17 protein-coding genes are annotated in these 20,111 nt (G+C 62.4%); 5 read left to right on the forward strand and 12 right to left on the reverse strand.

The genetic code is table 11. The features are described 5' to 3' along the window. Positions 1-38: 38 nt before the first annotated feature. Positions 39-956 (forward strand): ROK family protein, encoded by a 918-nt coding sequence (locus GGD57_RS21840; protein WP_184472351.1) that lies wholly within the window; start codon positions 39-41, stop codon positions 954-956. Here GGD57_RS21840 and GGD57_RS21845 read toward each other — a convergent pair. From GGD57_RS21845 to GGD57_RS21890, 10 genes are all read right to left on the reverse strand, one after another. After that, the gene (locus tag GGD57_RS21845; RefSeq protein ID WP_184472352.1) at positions 953-2,863 is read right to left on the reverse strand and encodes a beta-N-acetylhexosaminidase; all 1,911 of its coding nucleotides are present in this window, start codon (positions 2,861-2,863) and stop codon (positions 953-955) included. The genes GGD57_RS21840 and GGD57_RS21845 overlap by 4 nt on opposite strands. Positions 2,864-3,132: 269 nt before the next feature. Then, positions 3,133-6,279, reverse strand: a complete 3,147-nt coding sequence (locus GGD57_RS21850; protein ID WP_184472353.1) for an efflux RND transporter permease subunit — start codon at positions 6,277-6,279, stop codon at positions 3,133-3,135. Positions 6,280-6,365: 86 nt separating this feature from the next. After that, positions 6,366-7,505 carry an efflux RND transporter periplasmic adaptor subunit gene (locus tag GGD57_RS21855; RefSeq protein WP_184472354.1) on the reverse strand — a complete coding sequence of 380 codons (1,140 nt, stop codon included), beginning with the start codon at positions 7,503-7,505 and terminating at the stop codon, positions 6,366-6,368. Positions 7,506-7,555: 50 nt separating this feature from the next. Beyond that, on the reverse strand, positions 7,556-8,164 hold the full coding sequence (locus GGD57_RS21860) for a TetR family transcriptional regulator (RefSeq protein WP_184472355.1): 609 nt from the start codon (positions 8,162-8,164) through the stop codon (positions 7,556-7,558). A gap of 245 nt (positions 8,165-8,409) precedes the next feature. Beyond that, complete coding sequence (locus tag GGD57_RS21865) at positions 8,410-8,841, reverse strand: OsmC family protein (RefSeq protein ID WP_126907627.1); 432 nt, start codon at positions 8,839-8,841, stop codon at positions 8,410-8,412. A gap of 148 nt (positions 8,842-8,989) precedes the next feature. Further along, positions 8,990-9,769 (reverse strand): SDR family oxidoreductase, encoded by a 780-nt coding sequence (locus tag GGD57_RS21870; RefSeq protein ID WP_184472356.1) that lies wholly within the window; start codon positions 9,767-9,769, stop codon positions 8,990-8,992. A gap of 3 nt (positions 9,770-9,772) precedes the next feature. Further along, positions 9,773-10,660, reverse strand: a complete 888-nt coding sequence (locus GGD57_RS21875) for an aldose 1-epimerase (protein WP_184472357.1) — start codon at positions 10,658-10,660, stop codon at positions 9,773-9,775. Next, complete coding sequence (araH, locus tag GGD57_RS21880) at positions 10,657-11,607, reverse strand: L-arabinose ABC transporter permease AraH (RefSeq protein ID WP_184472358.1); 951 nt, start codon at positions 11,605-11,607, stop codon at positions 10,657-10,659. Before araH ends, GGD57_RS21875 begins: the two co-directional genes overlap by 4 nt. Positions 11,608-11,623: 16 nt before the next feature. Beyond that, entirely contained in the window at positions 11,624-13,129 is a 1,506-nt protein-coding gene (gene araG / locus GGD57_RS21885) for an L-arabinose ABC transporter ATP-binding protein AraG (RefSeq protein WP_184472359.1), read from the reverse strand. 71 nt (positions 13,130-13,200) lie between these two features. Further along, positions 13,201-14,184 (reverse strand): arabinose ABC transporter substrate-binding protein, encoded by a 984-nt coding sequence (locus GGD57_RS21890; RefSeq protein ID WP_184472360.1) that lies wholly within the window; start codon positions 14,182-14,184, stop codon positions 13,201-13,203. Between the two features lie 202 nt (positions 14,185-14,386). Here GGD57_RS21890 and GGD57_RS21895 point away from each other — a divergent pair, with 202 nt between their 5' ends. The 4 genes from GGD57_RS21895 to GGD57_RS21910 all read left to right on the forward strand — a co-directional run bounded on the left by GGD57_RS21895 (position 14,387) and on the right by GGD57_RS21910 (position 17,709). Continuing rightward, the gene (locus GGD57_RS21895; protein ID WP_184472361.1) at positions 14,387-15,148 is read left to right on the forward strand and encodes an FCD domain-containing protein; all 762 of its coding nucleotides are present in this window, start codon (positions 14,387-14,389) and stop codon (positions 15,146-15,148) included. Between the two features lie 64 nt (positions 15,149-15,212). Further along, positions 15,213-16,361: a galactonate dehydratase gene (gene dgoD / locus GGD57_RS21900; RefSeq protein WP_184472362.1), complete on the forward strand. Its 1,149-nt coding sequence runs from the start codon at positions 15,213-15,215 to the stop codon at positions 16,359-16,361. A 95-nt stretch (positions 16,362-16,456) separates the two neighbouring features. Beyond that, entirely contained in the window at positions 16,457-16,852 is a 396-nt protein-coding gene (locus GGD57_RS21905) for a DoxX family protein (RefSeq protein WP_184472363.1), read from the forward strand. Positions 16,853-16,929: 77 nt separating this feature from the next. Further along, the gene (locus tag GGD57_RS21910) at positions 16,930-17,709 is read left to right on the forward strand and encodes an SDR family oxidoreductase (protein WP_184472364.1); all 780 of its coding nucleotides are present in this window, start codon (positions 16,930-16,932) and stop codon (positions 17,707-17,709) included. Between the two features lie 11 nt (positions 17,710-17,720). Here the strand turns inward: GGD57_RS21910 and GGD57_RS21915 are convergent, their stop codons facing one another. After that, positions 17,721-18,938, reverse strand: a complete 1,218-nt coding sequence (locus GGD57_RS21915; protein WP_184472365.1) for an adenylate/guanylate cyclase domain-containing protein — start codon at positions 18,936-18,938, stop codon at positions 17,721-17,723. A gap of 64 nt (positions 18,939-19,002) precedes the next feature. Beyond that, positions 19,003-20,028: a LacI family DNA-binding transcriptional regulator gene (locus tag GGD57_RS21920; protein WP_184472366.1), complete on the reverse strand. Its 1,026-nt coding sequence runs from the start codon at positions 20,026-20,028 to the stop codon at positions 19,003-19,005. Positions 20,029-20,111: the final 83 nt, after the last annotated feature.

A 20,111-nucleotide genomic window follows, 5' to 3' on the forward strand; every position in this document is an offset into this window, starting at 1 on the left:
AGACGCTCTGCAGGACCCTGAGAAACGGCAGAGTGGCAATGATCATTTCATTCGACATCGGCGGCTCCGCCATCAAGGGCGGCATCGCCCGCTCCGAGACGGATATCGCTCCCCTCGGCCGCCGCCCCACGCCTCGGGATGATTTCGCCGCTTTCGTCGAGACCCTGCGCTCCATCATCGCCGAGACCGGCGAAGAGCCGAGCCGCATCGCGCTGTCCATCGCCGGTGTCGTCGATCCCGATACGCAGCGCCTGATCTGCGCCAATATTCCCTGCATCCACGACCGCACGCTCGCGGTCGATCTCGAAGCTGAACTCGGCTTGCCCGTCCTGATCGCCAACGACGCCGACTGTTTCGCCATGGCCGAAGCCGGTCTCGGCGCCGGCCGCGGCCACCGCATCGTCTTCGGCGCCATCCTCGGCACCGGCGTCGGCGGCGGCCTGGTTGCCGACGGGCGCCTCGTCAACGAGGCCGGCGGCTTTGCCGGCGAATGGGGTCACGGCCCGATCATCGCATCCGCAGCCGGCAATCCGCCTGTGGCCATCCCCGCCTATGCCTGCGGCTGCGGCCAGAAGGGCTGCGTCGACACCATCGGCGGCGCCCGTGGCCTGGAGCGGCTGCACCGAACGCTGCACGATCTCGACCTTTCCAGCGAGGAGATCATCGGTCAGTGGCGGCATGGGGAGGAGAAGGCGACGCGCACCATCGACGTCTATGTCGATCTCGTCGCCTCGCCCTTGGCGCTGACGATCAACATAACAGGCGCGACCATCGTGCCGGTCGGCGGCGGGCTTTCCAATGTCGAGCCGCTGCTTGCCGAACTCGACCAGGCAGTGCGCGCCCGCATCCTGCGCAAGTTCGAGCGCCCGCTGGTGGTGCCCAGCCAATGCCGCATCGAACCCGGCTTGATCGGCGCAGCCCTGCTGGGGCTGAAGGCCGAAGCGGTCGCGTCTTAAAGCATCGGCCACATTCGCACGATCGCCGCGAACCGATCCCAGTCCTTGCGCGCCAAAGGCGTCCACGCCGCTTCGGCGATGGCCGGAAGACGCGGGAAGACCAGTCGGTTGAATTGGGCGCGCGAGGCGATGTTGCCGCTCCAGATACAGGCCTGGATGCCGCGCATCTTCCCCTTCAGCGCCTCCGGCAGCTCGGCCTCGGCCTCATAAGCATAAGTGCGCTCGGGCGGCGTAAAACCCGCCCAGCTAGCGCCGGGCTCGGACCAGGCTTGCGCCTGCGCCATGTCGAGATAATAGGCTTGCCCCGGCGTCATCACCACGTCGTAACCATCCTCAGCCAACTCGATGCCGAGTTCGGGCCTTTCCCAAGCCATCAGCAGCGTGCCGTCGCGGTCGACGCCGCCGCCATGCGAGACCTCGTTCCAGCCGGCGAGCTTCCTGCCGCGTTTCGACAGCATGGTCCTGATGCGTTTCAGGAAATAGGATTGCAGCTCGGCGGTGCCGGCAAGTTTTTCCCGCTTCATCAGTACCTTGCAGGCCGGCGAGGAACGCCAGGCTTCATGCGCCACCTCGTCGCCGCCGATATGGACATAAGCGCTGGGAAACAGCGCCGCCATTTCGTCGAACACCTTGCCGAGGAATTCGTAGGTGAATTCGACCGCCGGATTGAGCGCGTTGTTGGCATAGCCCTGCGGCGAACGATAACTGCCCGGCGGCTCCTGCCGGTCGGCGAGATCGGGCAGCGCTGACAGCGCCGCGGCGCTGTGGCCGGGAATATCGATTTCCGGCAGCACCTCGACATGCAGAAAGCCAGCATGCGCAACGATGCGCCTGACGTCATCCTGCGTATAGTGGCCGGCAGACGCCTCCGACCCATCGCTGAACTCCGGCATAAGCGCCCCGTCCGGGCCGCGCTGTGCGCCGGTTTCCGTCAGCTGGGGATAGGCCTTGATCTCCAGTCGCCAGGCTTCGTCGTCGGTCAGGTGCCAGTGGAAAATATTGAGCTTGTTCCAGGCGAGGATATCGATCAGCCGCATGACGTCCGCCACCGGATAGAACCGCCCCGACACATCGAGATGGCAGCCGCGCCACTCATGGCGCGGCTGGTCGGCGATCGTGCCGAAATTGGGAAATTGGAAGCGCTCGCGATCGGCGCGGGCGCCGTGCAGCAATTGCGCCAGGCTGATCAGCCCGTATTGCCGCCCGGCTGCATCCGCACTCGAAAGCACGACCTCATGGGCGGAGAAACGCAGTTCGTAAGCGAAGGCGGCGATCGACGATTCGGTGACGAAACGAATGGCCCGCCCGCCTTTGACGGCAACAAGCGAGAATGGCGCGTCATCGGCCGGATAAAGCCGCTGGTAAAGTGCAAGAACCAGAGAGAGCGCCTTGATCGTATCGGGCCGGGTTCTTTCGGCGGGATAGAGGACGACCGGCAGATTTCCCGCTTTCAGAGCGAGCGACAGCGGCCAGGGCAGCAGCGCATAGGGTTCGTCGACCCGGCCCGGCGGCAGAAGCGGCGGCGACACACCGCCATCCCGGCTTTCAAGCATGAGATCGCCGAAACCGATCGCAACGCGACGGCCGTCATCGAGCGTCAGACGGGCCGATCGGATGCCGTCCGTCCTATGTTTGGGTTCGTCGGCCAGCCCCTCGACGGTGAATCGCCAGTGGCCGCCCGGGGCAATGCTCAGCCCCTCGGGCGGCTGGAATTCGTGGAAATTCGCAACCTGTCGCGTCAGGCTGGCGCCGTGGCAAACATATGTGTCGGCAACCCGCGTCGGCGACGTATAGGCGAGCGAAAATCCGGAAAGCGGCTCGGGTGAAAGATTGAAGAGCGTCAAGGTCAAACGTCCCGGACTGCCCTCGACCGGGCTCCAGCTTGCTTCCAGATGGTAGTCGGCCATGGTCGTGCCTCCACCGCAAACTGACTGGCGGCAATGCATCGCCGAGATCGCGGCTGGTCTCCCGGCATGCTTTCGCAAACTTAACTTCTTTAAGGCGGCAATGGAATCGGCCGCTCGAATTCAAAGCGGAGCGAAGCAGCGCGGCCTCGTGGAATGACGATGGAATAACGAGTGGGGGCGGTTCGCGTTTCCGTGAACCGCCCAAAATGCGCGCTTTGACTGGCTCGCACCTTGCAAAGGAAAACGGCGCGGCTTTCGCCGCGCCGCCTTCACTCGGCTGCCAACGCCGGCGGATGTCTGTCATCCGCCTCTTCCTGGATGGCGTCGGCATCCCGGCCTGGCTCGTCCTTCGCCTTCGGCTCGCGGCCGAAGAAAAGGGCGTAACCGGCGGGCAGAACCAGAATGGTAAGCACTGTCGCAACCAGGATGCCGCCCATCATCGCGTAGGCGAGCGGACCCCAGAAGACGCCGCGCGAGATCGGGATCAGCGCTAGCACGGCGGTCAGCGCCGTCAGCATGATCGGCCGGAAACGCCGCACGGCAGCACCGACGATCGCCTCCTGCCGGTGCATGCCGGCCTTGATATCCTGATCGATCTGATCGACCAGGATGATCGAGTTGCGCATGATGATGCCGAGCAGCGCGATGACGCCGAGGATCGCGACGAAGCCGAAAGGCGCGCCGCTGATCAGCAAAGCGGCCGCAGCCCCGATGATGCCGAGCGGCCCGGTGGCAAGCACCAGCATCGCCTTGCCGAAATGCTGCAACTGCACCATCAGCAGCACGATGATGACGGCCAGCATGATCGGCGCCTTGGCGGCGATCGACATCTGGCTTTCCGCCGCATCCTCGGCGCCGCCCTGGATCTCGACGTTATAGCCGGCCGGCAGGCTGTCGCGCAGGTCCTTCATGTCGGCATACATCTTCATGACGACGTCGTTCGGCTGCACACCATCCGGCAGCGTCGCGCGCACCGTGATCGTCGGCAGCCGGTCCCGCCGCCATTCGATGCCCTGCTCCATGACGGGCACGACCTTGGCGACCTGCGAGACCGGCACGAAGCCGCCGAAATCCGTCGGCACGTAGACCGAATTGACTGCCGACAGCAGCGAGCGGCTGGCATCCGGCTCGCGGGCGACGATCGAGACCGTCTCCTCGCCGTCGCGGAAATCGTCGAGCGCAGCACCTGACATGGCGGTCTGCAACATCTGGCGCACGCGCTGCGAGGTGACGCCGAGCGCCCGGGCACGGTCCTGGTCGATCACCAGCTTCATTGCCGGCACCGGTTCCAGCCAGTCGTCATGGATGGCGCCGAGCATCGGATTGGCCACAAAGCGCGCCTTTACCTGATCGGCGATCGCTCGCACTTCCTGGCGGTCAGGCCCCATGATGCGCATCTGCACCGGCCAGCCTGTGGGCGGGCCGAGGAAGAGCCGGTCGACCTTGCCGCGGATCGATGGGAAATCTTCCGCCAGGATAGTGCGCAGCTTGACGATCAGCCGCTCGCGCGCCGGCTCGTCCTTGGCCATGACGAGAAGCTGGGCGAAGTTCGGGTTACGCAGCTGCTGGTCGAGCGGCAGGAAGAAGCGCGGCGCGCCTTCGCCGATATAGGTGGCGATGAACCGCTTGTCGGGATCATCCATCATCTTCGCTTCGAGCGCCTTTGCCTGCACCTCGACTTCCCGAATGCTGGTGCCCTCGGGCAGCCAGAGATCGACGAGAATCTCGGGCCGCGAGGATTGCGGGAAGAAATTCTGCGGAATGAACTGGAACGCCCAGAGGCTGGTGACGAAGGTGCCAAGCGTCAAGAGCAGCACAATCACCCGGTGGCGCACCGCCCAGCCGACCGTGCCGCGCAGACGGCGATAGAAGCCGGTGTCGAAAGCACCGTGATGCTCGCCGGCGTGATGGCGCTGCTTGAGGATCATGTAGCCGAGCCATGGCGTGAAATAGACCGCGACGAACCACGAGGTCACCAGCGCGATGCCGACGACGTAAAACAGCGAACGAACATATTCGCCGGCCGTCGATGCGGCGAAACCGACGGGAATGAAGCCGGCCGTGGTGATCAGCGTGCCGGTCAGCATCGGGAAGGCGGTCGAGGAATAGGCGAAACTTGCCGCCTCGATCTTGACCAGCCCCTCTTCCAGCTTCCGCTCCATCATCTCGACGACGATCATCGCATCGTCGACCAGCAGTCCGAGCGCGATGATAAGCGCACCGAGCGAAATACGCTGCAGGTCGATGCCGAGTTCGTACATCAATGCGAAGGTGGCAGCGAGCACCAGCGGAATGGCGATGGCGATGACGAGACCCGAGCGCCAGCCGATCGACAGGAACGAGACGACGAGCACGATGACAAGCGCTTCGCCGAGCGCATGCATGAATTCGCTGACCGCATCCGTCACCACGTCGGGCTGGTTGGCGATCTGATCGACGGCGACGCCGTAAGGCAGAGCCTCCTCGAAGCGCTGATAGGTCGCCTCCACACCCTTGCCGACGTCGGTGACGTTGAAGCCCTTGGCCATGACGACGCCGACCTGCACGCTGTCATGACCGTTGAAACGGTACTTGCGCTGATAGGGATCTTCGAGCCCGGAACTGACGGTGGCAATATCGCCGAGGCGCGTCACCTGGCCGCCGGCGCGAAGGCTGAGCTCGCGGATATCGGCCGCCTTCTTGACGTCGCCTTCGACGGAAATTCGCACCGAGCGCAGGCCGGTATCGACGGAACCGGCCGGATCAATATTGTTCTGGCCCTTGATGGCGTTTTGCAGATCGAGGATCGTCAGGCCGCGCTCGGCGAGCGCCTTGGACGAAACGTCGATATAGATCTTCTCAGGCTGGTCGCCGATGATGACGGCCTTCTCGACACCCGGTGTCGTCAGCAGCATGTCGCGCGCCTGGATCGCGAATTTCTTCAGTTCCGGATAGGAATAGCCGTCGCCGCTGATCGAATGCAGCGTGATGAAAGTATCGCCGAACTCGTCGTTGAAATAAGGGCCGAGCAGGCCCTGCGGCAGCTCGCTCGCAATGTCGCCGACCTTCTTGCGCACCTGGTAAAAGGCGTCCGCAACCTCCTGCGAATTGGTATCGCCCTTGACCTGCAGGGTGATGATCGCGCTGCCGGCCCGGGTATAGGACTTGACCCAGTCGATATGCGGCGTTTCCTGCAGCTTGCGCTCGATCTTGTTGACGACCTGGTCTTCCATTTCCTGGATGGAAGCGCCCGGCCAGATCGCCTGCACGACCATGACGCGGAAAGTGAATTCCGGGTCCTCGCGCTGGCCCATGCGCATCAGGCCGAGCACGCCGGTAATGATGATCAGCCCGAAGAGGAAGCGCGCGATGCTCGGATGTCCGATCGCCCAGCGCGAAAGATTGAAGGGCCGCTTTTCGGTGGTGTTGGCGTCCATGGTCTTAATCCCTTTGGAACATGATGCCGAAAAGTCTCAGCGGTTCTCGAGCGAACATCATGCTCAAATGACTTTGATTTGCGCGATCAACGCACGGTCTGATCGGTATCGGCCAGAGCCGACTGCTGTTCCGGCACCTTCACCTTCAGGTTTTCGCTCATGAACTGTGTGCCGGCCGAAACGACAAGATCGCCGGTGTCGAGGCCCTCGGTCACATGCACGCCGTCGCCGGTGAAATCGGCGACCTTGATGTCGCGGCCATGCACAGTCGCCGTCGCGCGATCGACGGTCCAGACCATCTGCTTGCCGTCCTTCACAGCAAGCGCGCTGAGCGGGATCGAGACATAGCTGTTGCCATTGCTGACGTCGGCCTCGATGGTCGCCGTCATGCCGAGCAATACCTGAGGATCGTTCGGCAGGCTCACCCGGACTGCAAATGTGCGCGACTGCTGGTCGGCACTGCCGGAAACCTCACGCACCTTGCCGTCAAGCACCAGCCGGTCGTCGGCCCAGAAGCTTGCCTTGACTGTCTTGCCGGGCTTGAATTCGGCAATGTCGTTTTCCGGAACGGCAATCTGCACTTCCTTCTCACCGTCGACGGCAACGGTGACGACGGGAGTGCCCGAGGCAACGACCTGGCCGACATCGGCATTGATCGTCGTGACAATCCCGTTGTAGTCGGCCTTCAGCTCCGCATAACTCACCTGGTTCTTCGCCTGGTCGAGCGCCGAGGCGGCGGCATCGCGGTTTGAAACGGCCTGATCGTAACTGAGCGAAGCCTGCTCGAGCTGGGATTTCGGCGAAACATTCTTGTCGAAGAGCTGCTGATTGCGCTTGTTGACGAGATCGGCGGTTTCAACGCCTTTTTCGGCGGCCGCGAGATTGGCTTCCGCGGTCTTGACCGCCAGCTGGTAGTCGGTGGAGTCCATCCGGGCGAGAACGTCGCCCGGCTTCACCTTGTCGCCGATATCGACGAGGCGTTCGGTGATCTTGCCGGCAACGCGAAAGCCGAGGTTCATCTCGGTGCGCGCCTTGACCGAGCCCGAATAATCGAGCTTGCGCGTGTCGCCGGCCTTGGCGATTTCGACGACCTTCACGGGCCGGATGACTTGCTTGACCTCGGCCTTCTCTTCCGAGCAGGCGGAAGCACCGATGCCGATGGCGCCGACGAGCAGGAGGCTGGCGGCGGACGGCATGCGGTGGCTGAGGGTCTTGAGCGAAAACATCGTCCGCACTCCTGGATCGTTTCGGGGTTTTCGACGGCGGCTGCCGCCTGTTATTTCTTCAGCGCCCTGATCACATAATCGATCAGCTCGTCGACGCTTGCGCGGTTGGTTTTGGCAAGACATTGCGCCACCATCTGCGGATGGCAGAGATTGATCGTCGCGGCGCCGAAACAGCGCGAGGCAACGACCGCGTCCTGCTCGGCGAACTCGCCGGCGGCAATGCCTTCGGCAATGATTTCGGCGATGAGATCATGGACGCGGTCGATATGTTTTTCGATGACGTGCCAGTCGCGCTCGATCGCGACGATGATCATCTCGTGCACCTTCATCTCGTCGAGCATCAGATCGAGCGTCAATTGATGCTGGGTCTCGACATAGCGGCGCAGCCGCTCACTGGCGCTGATCGGCTGATGGCGGATGTCGTAGGCGATCTGATAGGCGGTGGCGAGCATGCGCCCGCAGAGCGCCTGGTGGATTTCCACCTTGGAGGCGAAAAAACGATAGATATTGGCCGGTGACATGCCGAGATCGCGGGCAATGTCGGCCACCGTCGTCTTGCTGTAACCGTAGTGACGAAACAGCCGCTCGGCCGCATCGAGAATGCGCGTGACATTCTCCTGTCGCGTGACGTCGAGCGTATTTTCCGCGATGTCGTCCATGAGTTTCGATGCCTCGATTTACGACTGACGAATTTTGAATTTCGTCAGTCGTAAAATATCAGGCGTCACTTGTCAATACCCAGCGGCGCAACGCAGCGATCTCAAAGGACGGGCAGCGCATCCTATGCGTGTCTATTTGGTAGATATAAGTGGGGATTGCGTCAAGCGATCGAACGATATCGAAAGCAAACGAAAAGTGCCGCGACGCAAAATGCGCGCGGCACATCGCCCTCGGCAGCAGCAGATCAGCCGAGCTTGACGTCGAGCGTGATCGGAACGGCGGCGAGCGCCTTGGAAATCGGGCAGCCGGCCTTCGCCTTGTTGGCAAGCTCGGTGAAGGTCGCCTCATCGGCGCCGGGAATACGGCCGGAGAGGGAAAGATGGATGGCGGTGACGGCAAAACCGCCCTCGACGCTTTCGAGCGTCACCTTTGCCGAGGTTTCCATGTGTTCGGCGGTGAAGCCGGCCTCGCCGAGGATCAGCGACAGCGCCATGGTGAAGCAACCGGCATGGGCTGCACCGATCAGCTCTTCCGGATTGGTGCCGGCAATGCCTTCGAAGCGGCTGGCAAAGCCGTAGGGATAATCCTTCAGGGCGCCGCTCTGCGTCGAGATCAGGCCCTTGCCGTCCTTGAGGCCACCGCTCCAATGAGCCGAAGCCGTACGATTGATCTGCATGCCGTCCTCCTGTTTTCGATTGAGCTTTCAGGCAGCGGCGCCGCCGCTCCAAGCCTGCGGAAGATCAGGTTAGCCTTCCCGACAGGCAATATAACGCTCTATCTGCAGAAGACGACAGGCGTGTAAAAATCAGCGTCGGCGATGCCTCTCAGACGGAATGCTGCTGCACGCTGAGACCGCCATCGATCGTCAGGCAGGTGGCGTTCATGAACGGGCATTCGTCGGAGATCATGAACACCGCCGCCATGGCGATCTCTTCCGGCGTTGCGATGCGGCCACCGGGATGCAGCCGCATCGTCTCGGCCTTGGCTGCCTCCGGATCGGGGAAGCTGTTCCAGTAATCGATCACCTTCTGCGTCGAGACATAACCCGGCGCCAGCGCGTTCACCCGGATATTGCGGGCCGCATATTCGAGCCCCAGCGATTTCGTCATCCCGAGCAGCGCGTGTTTTGCCAGCGGATAGGGAAATGTGTGCGGGATGATGGTGAAAGCATGCGTCGAGGCGATGTTGAGAATGACGCCGCCCCCTTGTTCGATCAAGCCGGGCAACACCGCCTTGCAGCAGTTCCATGCACCCTTGAGATTGATGTCGAAGCAGCGGTCCCATTCGGCATCCGTCGTCTCGAGCGGTTCGGCGAAGACATTGACCCCGGCATTGTTGACGAGCGCGTTCAGCGGTCCGATCTCTTTGCTCGCCCGCGCGACCGCCGTCGCGATTGTTCCGGCATCGGTAATATCGGCCGGCAGGTAACCGAGTTGTCCGCCATTGCTCTGGAGTTCCTTCGCCGTCTCCGCCAACAGCGCAGCGTCGCGGTCGATGAGAAAGACAGCGGCATTTTCCCGGAGGAACGCCGTCGTGATCGCCAGGCCGATACCCTGCGCCGCACCTGTGATCAGAATGTTCTTGCCCTGCAGGCGGCCGCCCATCTTTCAGCCCTCCGGTTGAACCGGCAGCGCCGACATCAGGATCGTCACCTTTCCGGCAAGAACCTCCCCCGGCGCCAGCGGCTTCAAGCCCCCGAAACCAGGCAGGTGATGCCCGTTCGGCAGGTGGCTCATCGGTTCGAGGCAGAAGAAGTCGCTGCGATCAACGGGCATATACAGCATGAAGCGATCGAGCGCGCCATCGGCTTCCAGCGCCGCCTGAATTCCAAGTTCCGGCCAGGCGATGACAGCCCGCCCATCCCATCCCTCAAACGCGTTGTTCATCCACATCTGCGGCAACAGCTTTTCGGATCTGAAATCGAAGTGGTCAGGCACAGGACCAGGCACGTCGAGGAGATTGTCCGGCCGCTCGCTCCAGTAGCGATCGGCCGCAATCGTCAGCCTCGTCATTGGCGTCCGCGCCAAGAAGGGATGTTGACCGAGCCCGAAGGGAAGCGCGGTTTCGCCCCGGTTTTCCACCGAAAGCGTCAGCACCAGAGCGTCGCCGGCAAGACGGATCTCCTGCCGGGTCAGGTAGGCATAGGGTGAAACACTGTCGGCGCTGCGGGAAAAGCAGAACTGTGCATGCTCCGCGCTGGCCTCTTCCAGCTGCCAGAGGCCGAGCCAGCCGTCGCCATGCCGATAGAGCGCATCGGAGGTATTCGGCTGGAAGGCATAGTCGCGTCCGGCAAAGGACATGGCGTTGCCTTCCACACGATTGCCGAACGGCACCATCGCGAAATTCGCCATCGCACCATTCGGCCCACCGGCCCCAACGAGAAAAGGTGTCCCCCGATAGGTGGCGGCGGTAACCGCAGCACCCCGACGGCTGACCCGGACGGCGAGATCGCCATGCCGCAGCTCGATTTGGTCCGCAACTCGTCCCTGGTTCATCCACGTCGTCCCGCAGCCGAAGATCTCAAATTGTCGAGCAGCACCGCGACCAGCAGGATCAGCCCGCGCACGACATACTGATAGAATGCCTGGATGTTCAGCAGATTCATAACGTTTTCGGCAATGCCCATGATCAGTACGCCAACGATGACGCCGCTCATCGCCGCCCGGCCGCCGGCCAGCGAAACGCCGCCGAGGACGCAGGCCGAAATCACCGAAAGCTCGAGCCCTGTCGCCGCATTCGGCTGGCCGGAGGTGATGCGCGAGGCGAGCAGAATACCGGCAATACCGCAGACGAGGCCCTGCAGCGCAAAGATCCAGATGCGCATGTTGACGACGTTGACCCCCGCCAGCCGCGACGCTTCGGGATTGCCGCCGATTGCCAGCGTGTTCTTGCCGAAGACGGTGCGGTTGAGCACGAAACCGAAGAGGAGGAAAAGGATCAGCATGATCCAGATCGGCATCGGCACGGTCAGGAAGCGCGACAGGGCAAGCTGATAGAAAGCAGGATCGTTGATGCCGACGGCGCGGCCATCCGAAGCGATCAGCGCCAGCCCGCGCACGATCTGCATGGTCGCGAGCGTCGTGATCAGCGCGTTGATCCGAAAGCGGGCAATGACGATGCCGTTGACGAAGCCGACGACGGCGCCGCAGAGCAGGGCGGCCAGCAGGCCGAGGGGGATGGAGCCGGTGGCGTTCGACACCATCACCGCGGCCATGCCGGAGAAGGCGACGATCGATCCCACAGAAAGGTCGAAATCGCGCGAGGCCAGGCAGAACATCATCGTGCAGGCGACAATGCCGATCGTGACGACCGATTGCAGCAGCCCCAGCATGTTGCGCTCGGTCAGAAAATTCGGAACGAAGAGCGAGACGATCACGAAGGCAGCAGTGAAGATCACCACCAGCCCCTGTTCGCCGAGAAGGATTTTTTTCAACGAATTCATCGTCGGTGTTCCAGTCTTAAATGGTGCCTGCGGCATTCTTGTCGGGAAGCGCTGCCGTCAGGATGCTGCGCTCGTCGAAATCCTGGCGGGCGACATTGGCGGCCACCCTGCCCTGGCACATCACCATGATGCGATCGGAAATACCCATGACCTCCGGCAGCTCGCTTGAGATCACCACGATCGCCATACCGCCGGCCGCCAGCTCGTAGAGAATTTCGTAAATTTCCGATTTCGCTCCGACATCGATGCCGCGCGTCGGCTCGTCGATCACCAGAACCTTGATACCCTGCTCGGAGAGCCAGCGGCCGAGAATGACCTTCTGCTGGTTGCCGCCCGAGAGATTGATGATGTCCTGCTTGCGCGATGGCGTGCGCACCCGGAGCCGGGCGATGAACCGATCCGCCAGCGCCGCCTCCTGTTTCAGGCTCAAAATGCCGAAGGGCGAGAAATGCCGCCGCGAGGAGATCGCGATATTCTCCTCGATCGACCGGCCCTGGACGATGCCGTCGAACTTGCGGTCCTCGGGGCAGAGCACCAGGCCGGCATTGATCGCCGCCTTCGGATTGTTCGGCGAAACGGCGACGCCATCGATCGTGACCTGACCCTGATGCCGGATGTCGGCGCCGTAGAGCAGCCGCGCCATTTCGCTGCGGCCAGCGCCGATCAGGCCGAAAAAACCGAGGATCTCGCCCTGGCGGACGGAAAAACTGATCGGATTGCGCAGCTTCGGCCCGGACAGGCCCTTGACCTCCAGCCTGACGCCGCCGAGCGCACGTTCGCGCCATCCCCAGACATTGCTGATTTCACGCCCGACCATTTCCGAGATGATCTGCTCGCGTGTCGTCTCGGCGATCCGAGGATGGTGGGCAGCAAGCTTGCCGTCGCGCAGCACCGTCAGGCTGTCGCAAAGCCGAAAGATCTCGTCGAGACGATGCGAAACATAGAGAATGACCGTTCCCTTCGCCTTCAGCCTGTCGATGAGCGAAAACAGGATTTCGCTTTCGCGCGAGGAAAGCGAGGAGGTCGGTTCATCCAGCGCGATCACCCGTGCATCGAGCATCACGGCCTTGGCAATCTCGACCATCTGCCGCGCACCGATCGAAAGCGAAGCGACCTTGGCCGACGGATCGACATCGATGCCGATCTCTTCGAGCTTCGAGCGCACCGTCTCGATCAGGGTTTTGGCATGGATCACGCCGCCCTTGGCCGGAAAGCGCCCGAGCCAGAGATTTTCGGCGACCGTCAGCTCCGGAACCAGCTGCAGTTCCTGGTGGATGACGATGACGCCGGCATGGAAGGCGTCGCGAACCGATCCGTAGTTCTGCTCCTCGCCGTCGATCAGGATGCGGCCGGCATCGGCGGCCTGATCGCCCGACAGCACCCGGATCAGCGTCGATTTTCCGGCGCCGTTTTCGCCCATCAGTCCGTGAACGGCGCCCTTCTCGACCGAGAAGGAAACACCCGCCAGCGCCTGCACGCCGGGATAACCCTTGGAAATATCGTTGAATTCGAGGAAGGCCATCGTCGCTCCATCGAGAAGGACCCGGCGGCAGGTGAAGTCGCCGCCGGACGTTCGTCATCCTGGAAGGATGATCATTCGATGCCAAGATCCTTGCGGACCTTTTCGTAATCGCCGCGCAGCGCCAGCGAACCGGAGGTCAACGTCAGTTTTGCCGGCTCCTTGTTGTTGGCGATCCAGTCGTACATATCAAGCGCCGTTTCATAGCCATGACGCTTCGGAGAGATGATGACGGTGCCGAAGAAGCCCGTCGCAGCCGGCTTCTTGAACTCATTGATCGCCGATTCCGCGCCGCCGATGCCGACACCGATAACGTTGGTTGCCGGAATACCGACCGATTCCGAAGCGCGGACGGCGCCGAGGACGGCTTCGTCGTTAAGGCCGAAGGCGACCCAGTATTTCACGTCGGCATGTTTGTTGAGCACGGTGGTTGCCGCGTTGAGGGCTGCTTCCGTATCCGTCTTTGCCTGCGGCGCGTCGTAGATGTTTTCGGCCGGGAAGCCGGCCGACTTCAGCACCGAGATCGCGCCTTCGACGCGGTCGACGGCAGTCGGCAGCTGGTCGTAGGAGATACGGACCGCGCCGACATTCTTCATGTCCCAGCCGCGCTTCTTGATCTCGTCGACGATTGCCTGCCCAACGGTTTCGCCGATCTTGGTGGCCGAGATACCCATATGCGGCACGTCTTCCAGCGGCTTGCCGTCAGCGCTGACGAGACGGTCGTCGACCGTCATCAGCTTCAGCTGATTGGCTTCCGCCTTGGCGACAATGCCGGGGCCGAGTTTGACGTCGGGCGTGCAGATGATGAAGCCCTGCGCACCCTGGGCGCCGAGATTGTCGATCGCCGACTGAACCTTCTCGCCGTCTTCGGCGCCGATCTTGACGACGGTGAAGCCTTTCTCCTTGGCGGCCTGATCGGCGAATTTCCATTCGTCCTGGAACCAGGGCTCTTCAGGCTGCTTGACGATGAACCCTATCTTGACGTCTGCGGAAAATGCCGAGCCGGCCGCCAGAAGGGCGAATGTGCCAGCCAGGATGGCTGCTTTGAACAAGCGCATGTCTCTCTCCCTAAACTCTGAAATCGAGCAGCTGCCTCCCAGGCAGCGTCCAATGAATTATGATAAATCATCATACCAGTCAATTGCCAAAGTATGATGATTTAGATAATAGGATAGTCATGAGAGCCGGATGGACCCGTCGCAAAGCGGATCGAATTCGGATAATCAGGTTCGGTTGCTGCCCGGGAGAGAGCACGGAGAGGTGAAGTTGGAATCGACTGAGGAACAGGCCCGAGCGGAAAGCTCCGGCAGCGAACGCCGGCCGCGTGTCCGCCGCAACGTCACGGCGGCAATCGCTCAGGATATCTGCGCAGACCGCTATCCCTCGGGCTCGCCGTTGCCCCGCGAGAACGATCTTTGCGACCTCTATGGTGTCAGCCGCACCGTCATTCGTGAATCGCTGAAAGTGCTGGAATCCAAAGGCCTCGTGCGCGGCAAACCGCGGGTCGGAACGACTGTCTGCGACAGGGACGACTGGAACATCCTGGACGCCGAGGTGCTCGACTGGATGGGACCTTACATCAAGGACTTCGATCTGCTCGGATGCATTCTCGAAGCCCGGCGCACCATCGAACCGGCCGCCGCCGAATATGCCGCAGAGCGCGCCAGCGCCCAGGAGATCGCCGATCTCGACAAGGCCTGGCGGCAGATGCGCGACAGCGCAGGCGATCCGGAAAGTTTCACCGACGCCGACGTTATGTTTCATACGGTGCTGCTCACCGCCAGCCACAACCAGGTGTTCCGCCGTCTGTCCAGCGCCATCCATGCTGCCCTGAAATATGCGCTGCATGCCTCCAATATCGCCGTCGAAAACCGGGAGGATGCGGTGCTCGTTCACGGTGAACTCGTCGAAGCCTTGCGCATGCGCGACAAGGCGGGCGCCAGGGAATGCGCCAATCGCATGCTCGACCTTGCGGTTCGCGACCTTGCCGCCGCCGAGAAGGCGATCGGCAGGACGAAATGATCAATCACGAGAGGCTGTGGACGCGCTGTCCCATCGCAAATCCGAGAAGAGATTGAGACCTGAGATGAAGATCACCAAACTCACCACCTATATCGTTCCGCCGCGCTGGCTGTTTCTGAAGATCGAGACCGATGAAGGCATCGTTGGCTGGGGCGAACCGGTTGTCGAAGGCCGTGCCCTGACCGTCCAGGCCGCCGTCCACGAACTGGAAGACTATCTGATCGGCAAGGATCCCTTCCTGATCGAAGACCATTGGACGGTGATGTATCGCGGCGGCTTCTATCGCGGTGGCGCCGTCCATATGAGCGCGATTTCCGGCATCGATCAGGCGCTCTGGGATATCAAGGGCAAGGCGCTGGGCCAGCCGATCCATTCCCTGCTCGGCGGGCAGCTGCGCGACCGCATCAAGGTCTATTCCTGGATCGGCGGCGACCGCCCTTCTGATGTCGCCAACAACGCCAAAGACGTGGTCGCCCGCGGCTTCAAGGCGATCAAGCTCAACGGCTGCGAGGAAATGCAGATCGTCGACACCAACGAGAAGGTGGAGAAGGCCGTCGAAACCATCGCCGCCATTCGCGAGGCGATCGGCCCGCATATCGGTATCGGCGTCGATTTCCACGGCCGCGTCCATAAGCCGATGGCGAAAGTTCTCGCCAGGGAGCTCGACCCCTACAAGCTGATGTTCATCGAAGAGCCGGTGCTGTCTGAAAACAAGGAAGCGCTGCGCGAGATCGTCAACCACACCTCGACCCCGATCGCGCTCGGCGAGCGGCTTTTTTCGCGCTGGGACTTCAAGCAGGTGCTCGCCGACGGCTATGTCGACATCATCCAGCCGGATCTTTCCCACGCCGGCGGCATCACCGAATGCCGCAAGATCGCGGCGATGGCCGAAGCCTATGATGTGGCGCTCGCGCCGCATTGCCCGCTCGGCCCGATCGCGCTAGCCGCCTGCCTGCAGGTCGATGCCGTCAGCTATAACGCCTTCATCCAGGAACAGAGCCTCGGCATCCACTACAACACCGGCAACGACATCCTCGATTACATCTCCAACAAGGAGGTGTTCCACTATGCCGATGGTTTCGTCTCGATCCCGCAAGGGCCGGGCCTCGGCATCGAGGTCGACGAGGCCTATGTCATCGAGCGCGCCAAGGAGGGACATCGCTGGCGCAACCCGATTTGGCGGCATGCCGATGGCAGTTTTGCCGAGTGGTAAGAGGAAAGGGTCGCGCAAGCGGCCCTTTTTCATTCATGGTGTCGGACATCGAGCCTCTCATCCGTCATAGTAGAAGCTCAAGAGGAGGTTTCCATATGGCCAGAGCGATCGCAATCATCATTGCCCGCGTCATTTTCAGTTTTATCTTTTTCATGGCGGCCGGCTTCAAGTTCGCCGGCATCGGTACGACGGCGGACTATATCGCCGCCGCCGGTTTTCCGATGGCGACACTGCTCACCTGGGTCGCCGCCTTCTTCGAGATCGCCCTGGCGCTCGCCTTCATATCCGGCGCCTTCTTCACCGAGGCGAGCCTGCTCGCCGGCATCTATGTGATCTTCCTCGCCTTTGCCTTCCACGGCCCGTCCCATTGGCAGCAGAACCAGTCCGAGATCGGCTTCTTCATCGATCACTTCACCTTCCTCGCCGGGCTGCTCTTTGCCGCCGTTCACGGGCCGGAGAAATGGGCCTTGAGGAAGTCGCTCCTCAGATAGGCTGACGACACGCCGCCGCCGGAACCAAGAGCTGCGCCGAACATTGGCTATCGGCAGAAGGTCAAGGAGGTTCGGCTATGGAGCTGAAGGGAAAGATCGCATTGGTGACCGGCGCTGGTTCCGGCATCGGCAAAGCGGCCGCGTTGAAGCTCGCTGCCGAGGGAGCAAAGGTCGCAGCCCTGAGCCGCACCGCCGAGGAGGTCGAAAAGACCTGCGAAGAAATCGACGCCGCCGGCGGCCGGTCGATCGCCTTGACGGCCGATACCAGCGACGAAGCGCAAATGCGAGCCGCGGTGAAGGCACTGACGGAGACCTTCGGCGGCCTCGATATCGTTGTCGCCAATGCCGGGATCAACGGCGTCTGGGCGCCGATCGACGATCTGAAGCCGGATGAATGGGACAAGACGATCGCTGTCAATCTGCGCGGCACCTATTTGACCCTGCATCTGACGGTTCCGCATCTGAAGTGCCGCGGCGGTTCGATCGTCGTCGTCTCCTCGATCAACGGCACCCGCACCTTCACCACGCCGGGCGCCACCGCCTATACCGCCACCAAGGCCGGCCAGGTCGCCATGGTTCAGCAGCTCGCCCTCGAGCTCGGCCGGCATGGCATTCGCGTCAACGCCGTCTGCCCGGGTGAGATCGAGACCAGTATCGACGCCAATACCGATAGCCGCCATCGTGAAGAGACGGAGGTTCCGGTCATCTGGCCGGAAGGCGACATCCCGATTGCTGGCGGCAAGGCAGGCAAGAGCGAGGATGTCGCCGAGACCATCCTCTTCCTCGCCTCCGAGCGCGCCCGGCACATCACCGGCACGCCGATCTGGATCGACGGCGGCCAGGGACTGCTGCGATAGGTGAGTGAAAATCAGGCATTCAGCCGGGCGCTGTCGAGCGTATAGAGCTCCTGGGCGCGCTGCACGCCACGCAATGCATAGCGCCCGACACAGGCGAGTGCCGCGCGCTGGTTCTCCGGGATCGCGGCGGCGAAATCGGAGGAGATCAACAGGTTGAGATCGACCGAGCGGCACATCGAAGCAATGCGGCTGACCTCATTGACGGCAGGGCCGATAACGGTGAAGTCCAACCGGTCCTGGCTGCCGATATTACCATAGAAAACGTCACCGATATGCAGGCCGATATAGACATCCGTCGTCGGCCTGTCGTCCGCCTTGCGTTCGTCGTTCAGCTTGCGGAGCTTCTCCCGCAGAAGCGCTTCGGCCTTCAGTGCCGCGCGGCAGGTTTCCTGCGTCGCCTCGCCCTTGAAGATGGCAAGCACCCCGTCGCCGATCAGCTTCAGCACATTGCCGCCGGCTTCATGGATCGCCGAGATCGCCACCTCGCTGTAATCGTTGAGCAGCGGGATGATTTCCTCCGGCGGCACGCGATCGGAAATCTTGGTGTAGTTCAACAGATCGGAAAACCACAGCGCCGCTGAAATCCGCTCCGATTTGCCGCGGCTGATCTTGCCTTCCATCACCTGGCGCGCCGCATCCTCGCCGAGATAGACCTCGGCGATGGTACGGGCAATGCGCCCGAGCGCGATGCACTTGATCGCCAGCCCCAGCACCGGCACCAGCTTGCGCAGGATGGCGAGGTCGTGGTCGGAAAAGCCTTCGGGGTGCTTCGTCGAGAAATTCGAGAAGAAGCAATCCATCTCGCCGATCGTGCCGGCCTCGGCGAAACGATGCATCATCGCGATATAATCGGTATGGCCGGCCTCGACGATCTTGTCGAGCTGGCTGAAATCGATCGGATCGCCGAAGCCGATGCGGCGGCGCACCTCCCGCTCATTGCCCGACCAGAGATGATAGAAGGACGAACGCTGCCAGCTCGCAGCCGCCTCGCCCGTACCCGACGGGCCATATTCGAATTCCGTCTCGACCAGTTCCTCGCTGTCCCAGCGGAAGGCGCGGCCTTCATGCACCGGATGCAGCGTATCCATCAACGCCAGGCCGCGGTCGATCCGCAGGCCGGCCTTCCGGCAGGCCGCGCAGAAACCGGTCATGAGTTCGGATTCCGAAGCGCCCTTCAGTCCCTGCTCGGTAATCCAGGCCGCAATCGTGCTGACGTCGCTGTAATCCATATCGATCACCTCTACTCCTGTTGAAGCTGTAGCCCGAAGTCGGCATCGAAGGAAGCCGATTGGCTCAATCGCCCGCCGGCATATTATAGGGCGTGATGATTTCGACCGATGACAGCGAGGCCGAAACCGCCCGACCCGGCGACGTCGCCCGGCCCATGATCGCCCTGAAAGCCGAACGCGCATCTGTTCTGAGATCGTGATGCAGCACGAAGCCGATCTGCCGCGCGGCAAGCAAGGCGCGGTTGTCGGCGTCCAAGTCATGGGCGACAAAGACGCTGACCGGGCGCCTGGCCGCATCGAAGGCCGCCAGCACCGCCCGGTTGCCGCCGCCGATCGAATAGACGGCGTTGATCGTGGGATCGGCCGCAAGAGCGGCGGCCGCCAGCGCTCCCGTCGCCGCATCGGCGCCGTGCCCCTCGCTGATTTCGCTGATGCCGATCTCGGGATAATGAGCGCGAATGATGCGGCGAAAGCCGATTTCGCGCTCCTCCTCGCCGCGAAACCGCCCGCTCGACAGCGTCACCAGCACCTTGCCGCCACGGCTCCCGAGTATTTCGCCGATGAGATAGGCCGCCGTCTCGCCCGCCGCCCGATTATCGGCGCCGGCATAGGCGATCCGCGCCGAATTCGGCAGGTCGGTCACCAGCGTCACCACAGGAATGCCGGCCGTATCCAACCGGGCGACGGCGGCAGCCACCTCGGCGACATCGGGCCCCTTGAGCACGATGCCAGCAGTGCCGCGCAGGCGGATGCGGTCGAGAAGCTGCACCATCTCGGCCGGCTTCATCACTTCGGCGAAATGGAACCGGCAGCGGAAGATGCCGGGCAGGAAGGCCGCCATCTCGGCCTCGAAGGCGGCGCGCACCGCATCGCTGAACCGCTGCGGCGTCTCCATGACGATATCGATCGCCAGCATGCGGCCGCTGCCGATCGCGCCTGCCTGCTGCCTGTCCAGCTCGGCGATCGCCGCCTTCACCCGCATTTCCGTCTGCTGACGCACACCCGGCCGGCCGTTCAGCACCCGGTCGACGGTGGCGGTGCTCAAGCCGGCCTGGAAGGCGATGTCCTTGACGAGGAAGAGATGGGCCATGGAAGCTGTTTGATGGTTTTTTGATGGATTCCTGATCTATATCACCCGGTATCGCGGCGTATAGTGCCTTCATCGAAAGAGGA

This window comes from Rhizobium esperanzae (assembly GCF_014197615.1).
Taxonomy (GTDB): domain Bacteria; phylum Pseudomonadota; class Alphaproteobacteria; order Rhizobiales; family Rhizobiaceae; genus Rhizobium; species Rhizobium esperanzae_A.

What these genes read in the sequence shown, in the direction of transcription:
- GGD57_RS21840 (WP_184472351.1), top strand. Translation starts at nt 39, where the DNA reads ATGATCATTTCATTCGACATCGGCGGCTCCGCCATCAAGGGCGGCATC.
- GGD57_RS21845 (WP_184472352.1), bottom strand. Translation starts at nt 2,863, where the DNA reads ATGGCCGACTACCATCTGGAAGCAAGCTGGAGCCCGGTCGAGGGCAGT.
- GGD57_RS21850 (WP_184472353.1), bottom strand. Translation starts at nt 6,279, where the DNA reads ATGGACGCCAACACCACCGAAAAGCGGCCCTTCAATCTTTCGCGCTGG.
- GGD57_RS21855 (WP_184472354.1), bottom strand. Translation starts at nt 7,505, where the DNA reads ATGTTTTCGCTCAAGACCCTCAGCCACCGCATGCCGTCCGCCGCCAGC.
- GGD57_RS21860 (WP_184472355.1), bottom strand. Translation starts at nt 8,164, where the DNA reads ATGGACGACATCGCGGAAAATACGCTCGACGTCACGCGACAGGAGAAT.
- GGD57_RS21865 (WP_126907627.1), bottom strand. Translation starts at nt 8,841, where the DNA reads ATGCAGATCAATCGTACGGCTTCGGCTCATTGGAGCGGTGGCCTCAAG.
- GGD57_RS21870 (WP_184472356.1), bottom strand. Translation starts at nt 9,769, where the DNA reads ATGGGCGGCCGCCTGCAGGGCAAGAACATTCTGATCACAGGTGCGGCG.
- GGD57_RS21875 (WP_184472357.1), bottom strand. Translation starts at nt 10,660, where the DNA reads ATGAACCAGGGACGAGTTGCGGACCAAATCGAGCTGCGGCATGGCGAT.
- araH (WP_184472358.1), bottom strand. Translation starts at nt 11,607, where the DNA reads ATGAATTCGTTGAAAAAAATCCTTCTCGGCGAACAGGGGCTGGTGGTG.
- araG (WP_184472359.1), bottom strand. Translation starts at nt 13,129, where the DNA reads ATGGCCTTCCTCGAATTCAACGATATTTCCAAGGGTTATCCCGGCGTG.
- GGD57_RS21890 (WP_184472360.1), bottom strand. Translation starts at nt 14,184, where the DNA reads ATGCGCTTGTTCAAAGCAGCCATCCTGGCTGGCACATTCGCCCTTCTG.
- dgoD (WP_184472362.1), top strand. Translation starts at nt 15,213, where the DNA reads ATGAAGATCACCAAACTCACCACCTATATCGTTCCGCCGCGCTGGCTG.
- GGD57_RS21905 (WP_184472363.1), top strand. Translation starts at nt 16,457, where the DNA reads ATGGCCAGAGCGATCGCAATCATCATTGCCCGCGTCATTTTCAGTTTT.
- GGD57_RS21910 (WP_184472364.1), top strand. Translation starts at nt 16,930, where the DNA reads ATGGAGCTGAAGGGAAAGATCGCATTGGTGACCGGCGCTGGTTCCGGC.
- GGD57_RS21915 (WP_184472365.1), bottom strand. Translation starts at nt 18,938, where the DNA reads ATGGATTACAGCGACGTCAGCACGATTGCGGCCTGGATTACCGAGCAG.
- GGD57_RS21920 (WP_184472366.1), bottom strand. Translation starts at nt 20,028, where the DNA reads ATGGCCCATCTCTTCCTCGTCAAGGACATCGCCTTCCAGGCCGGCTTG.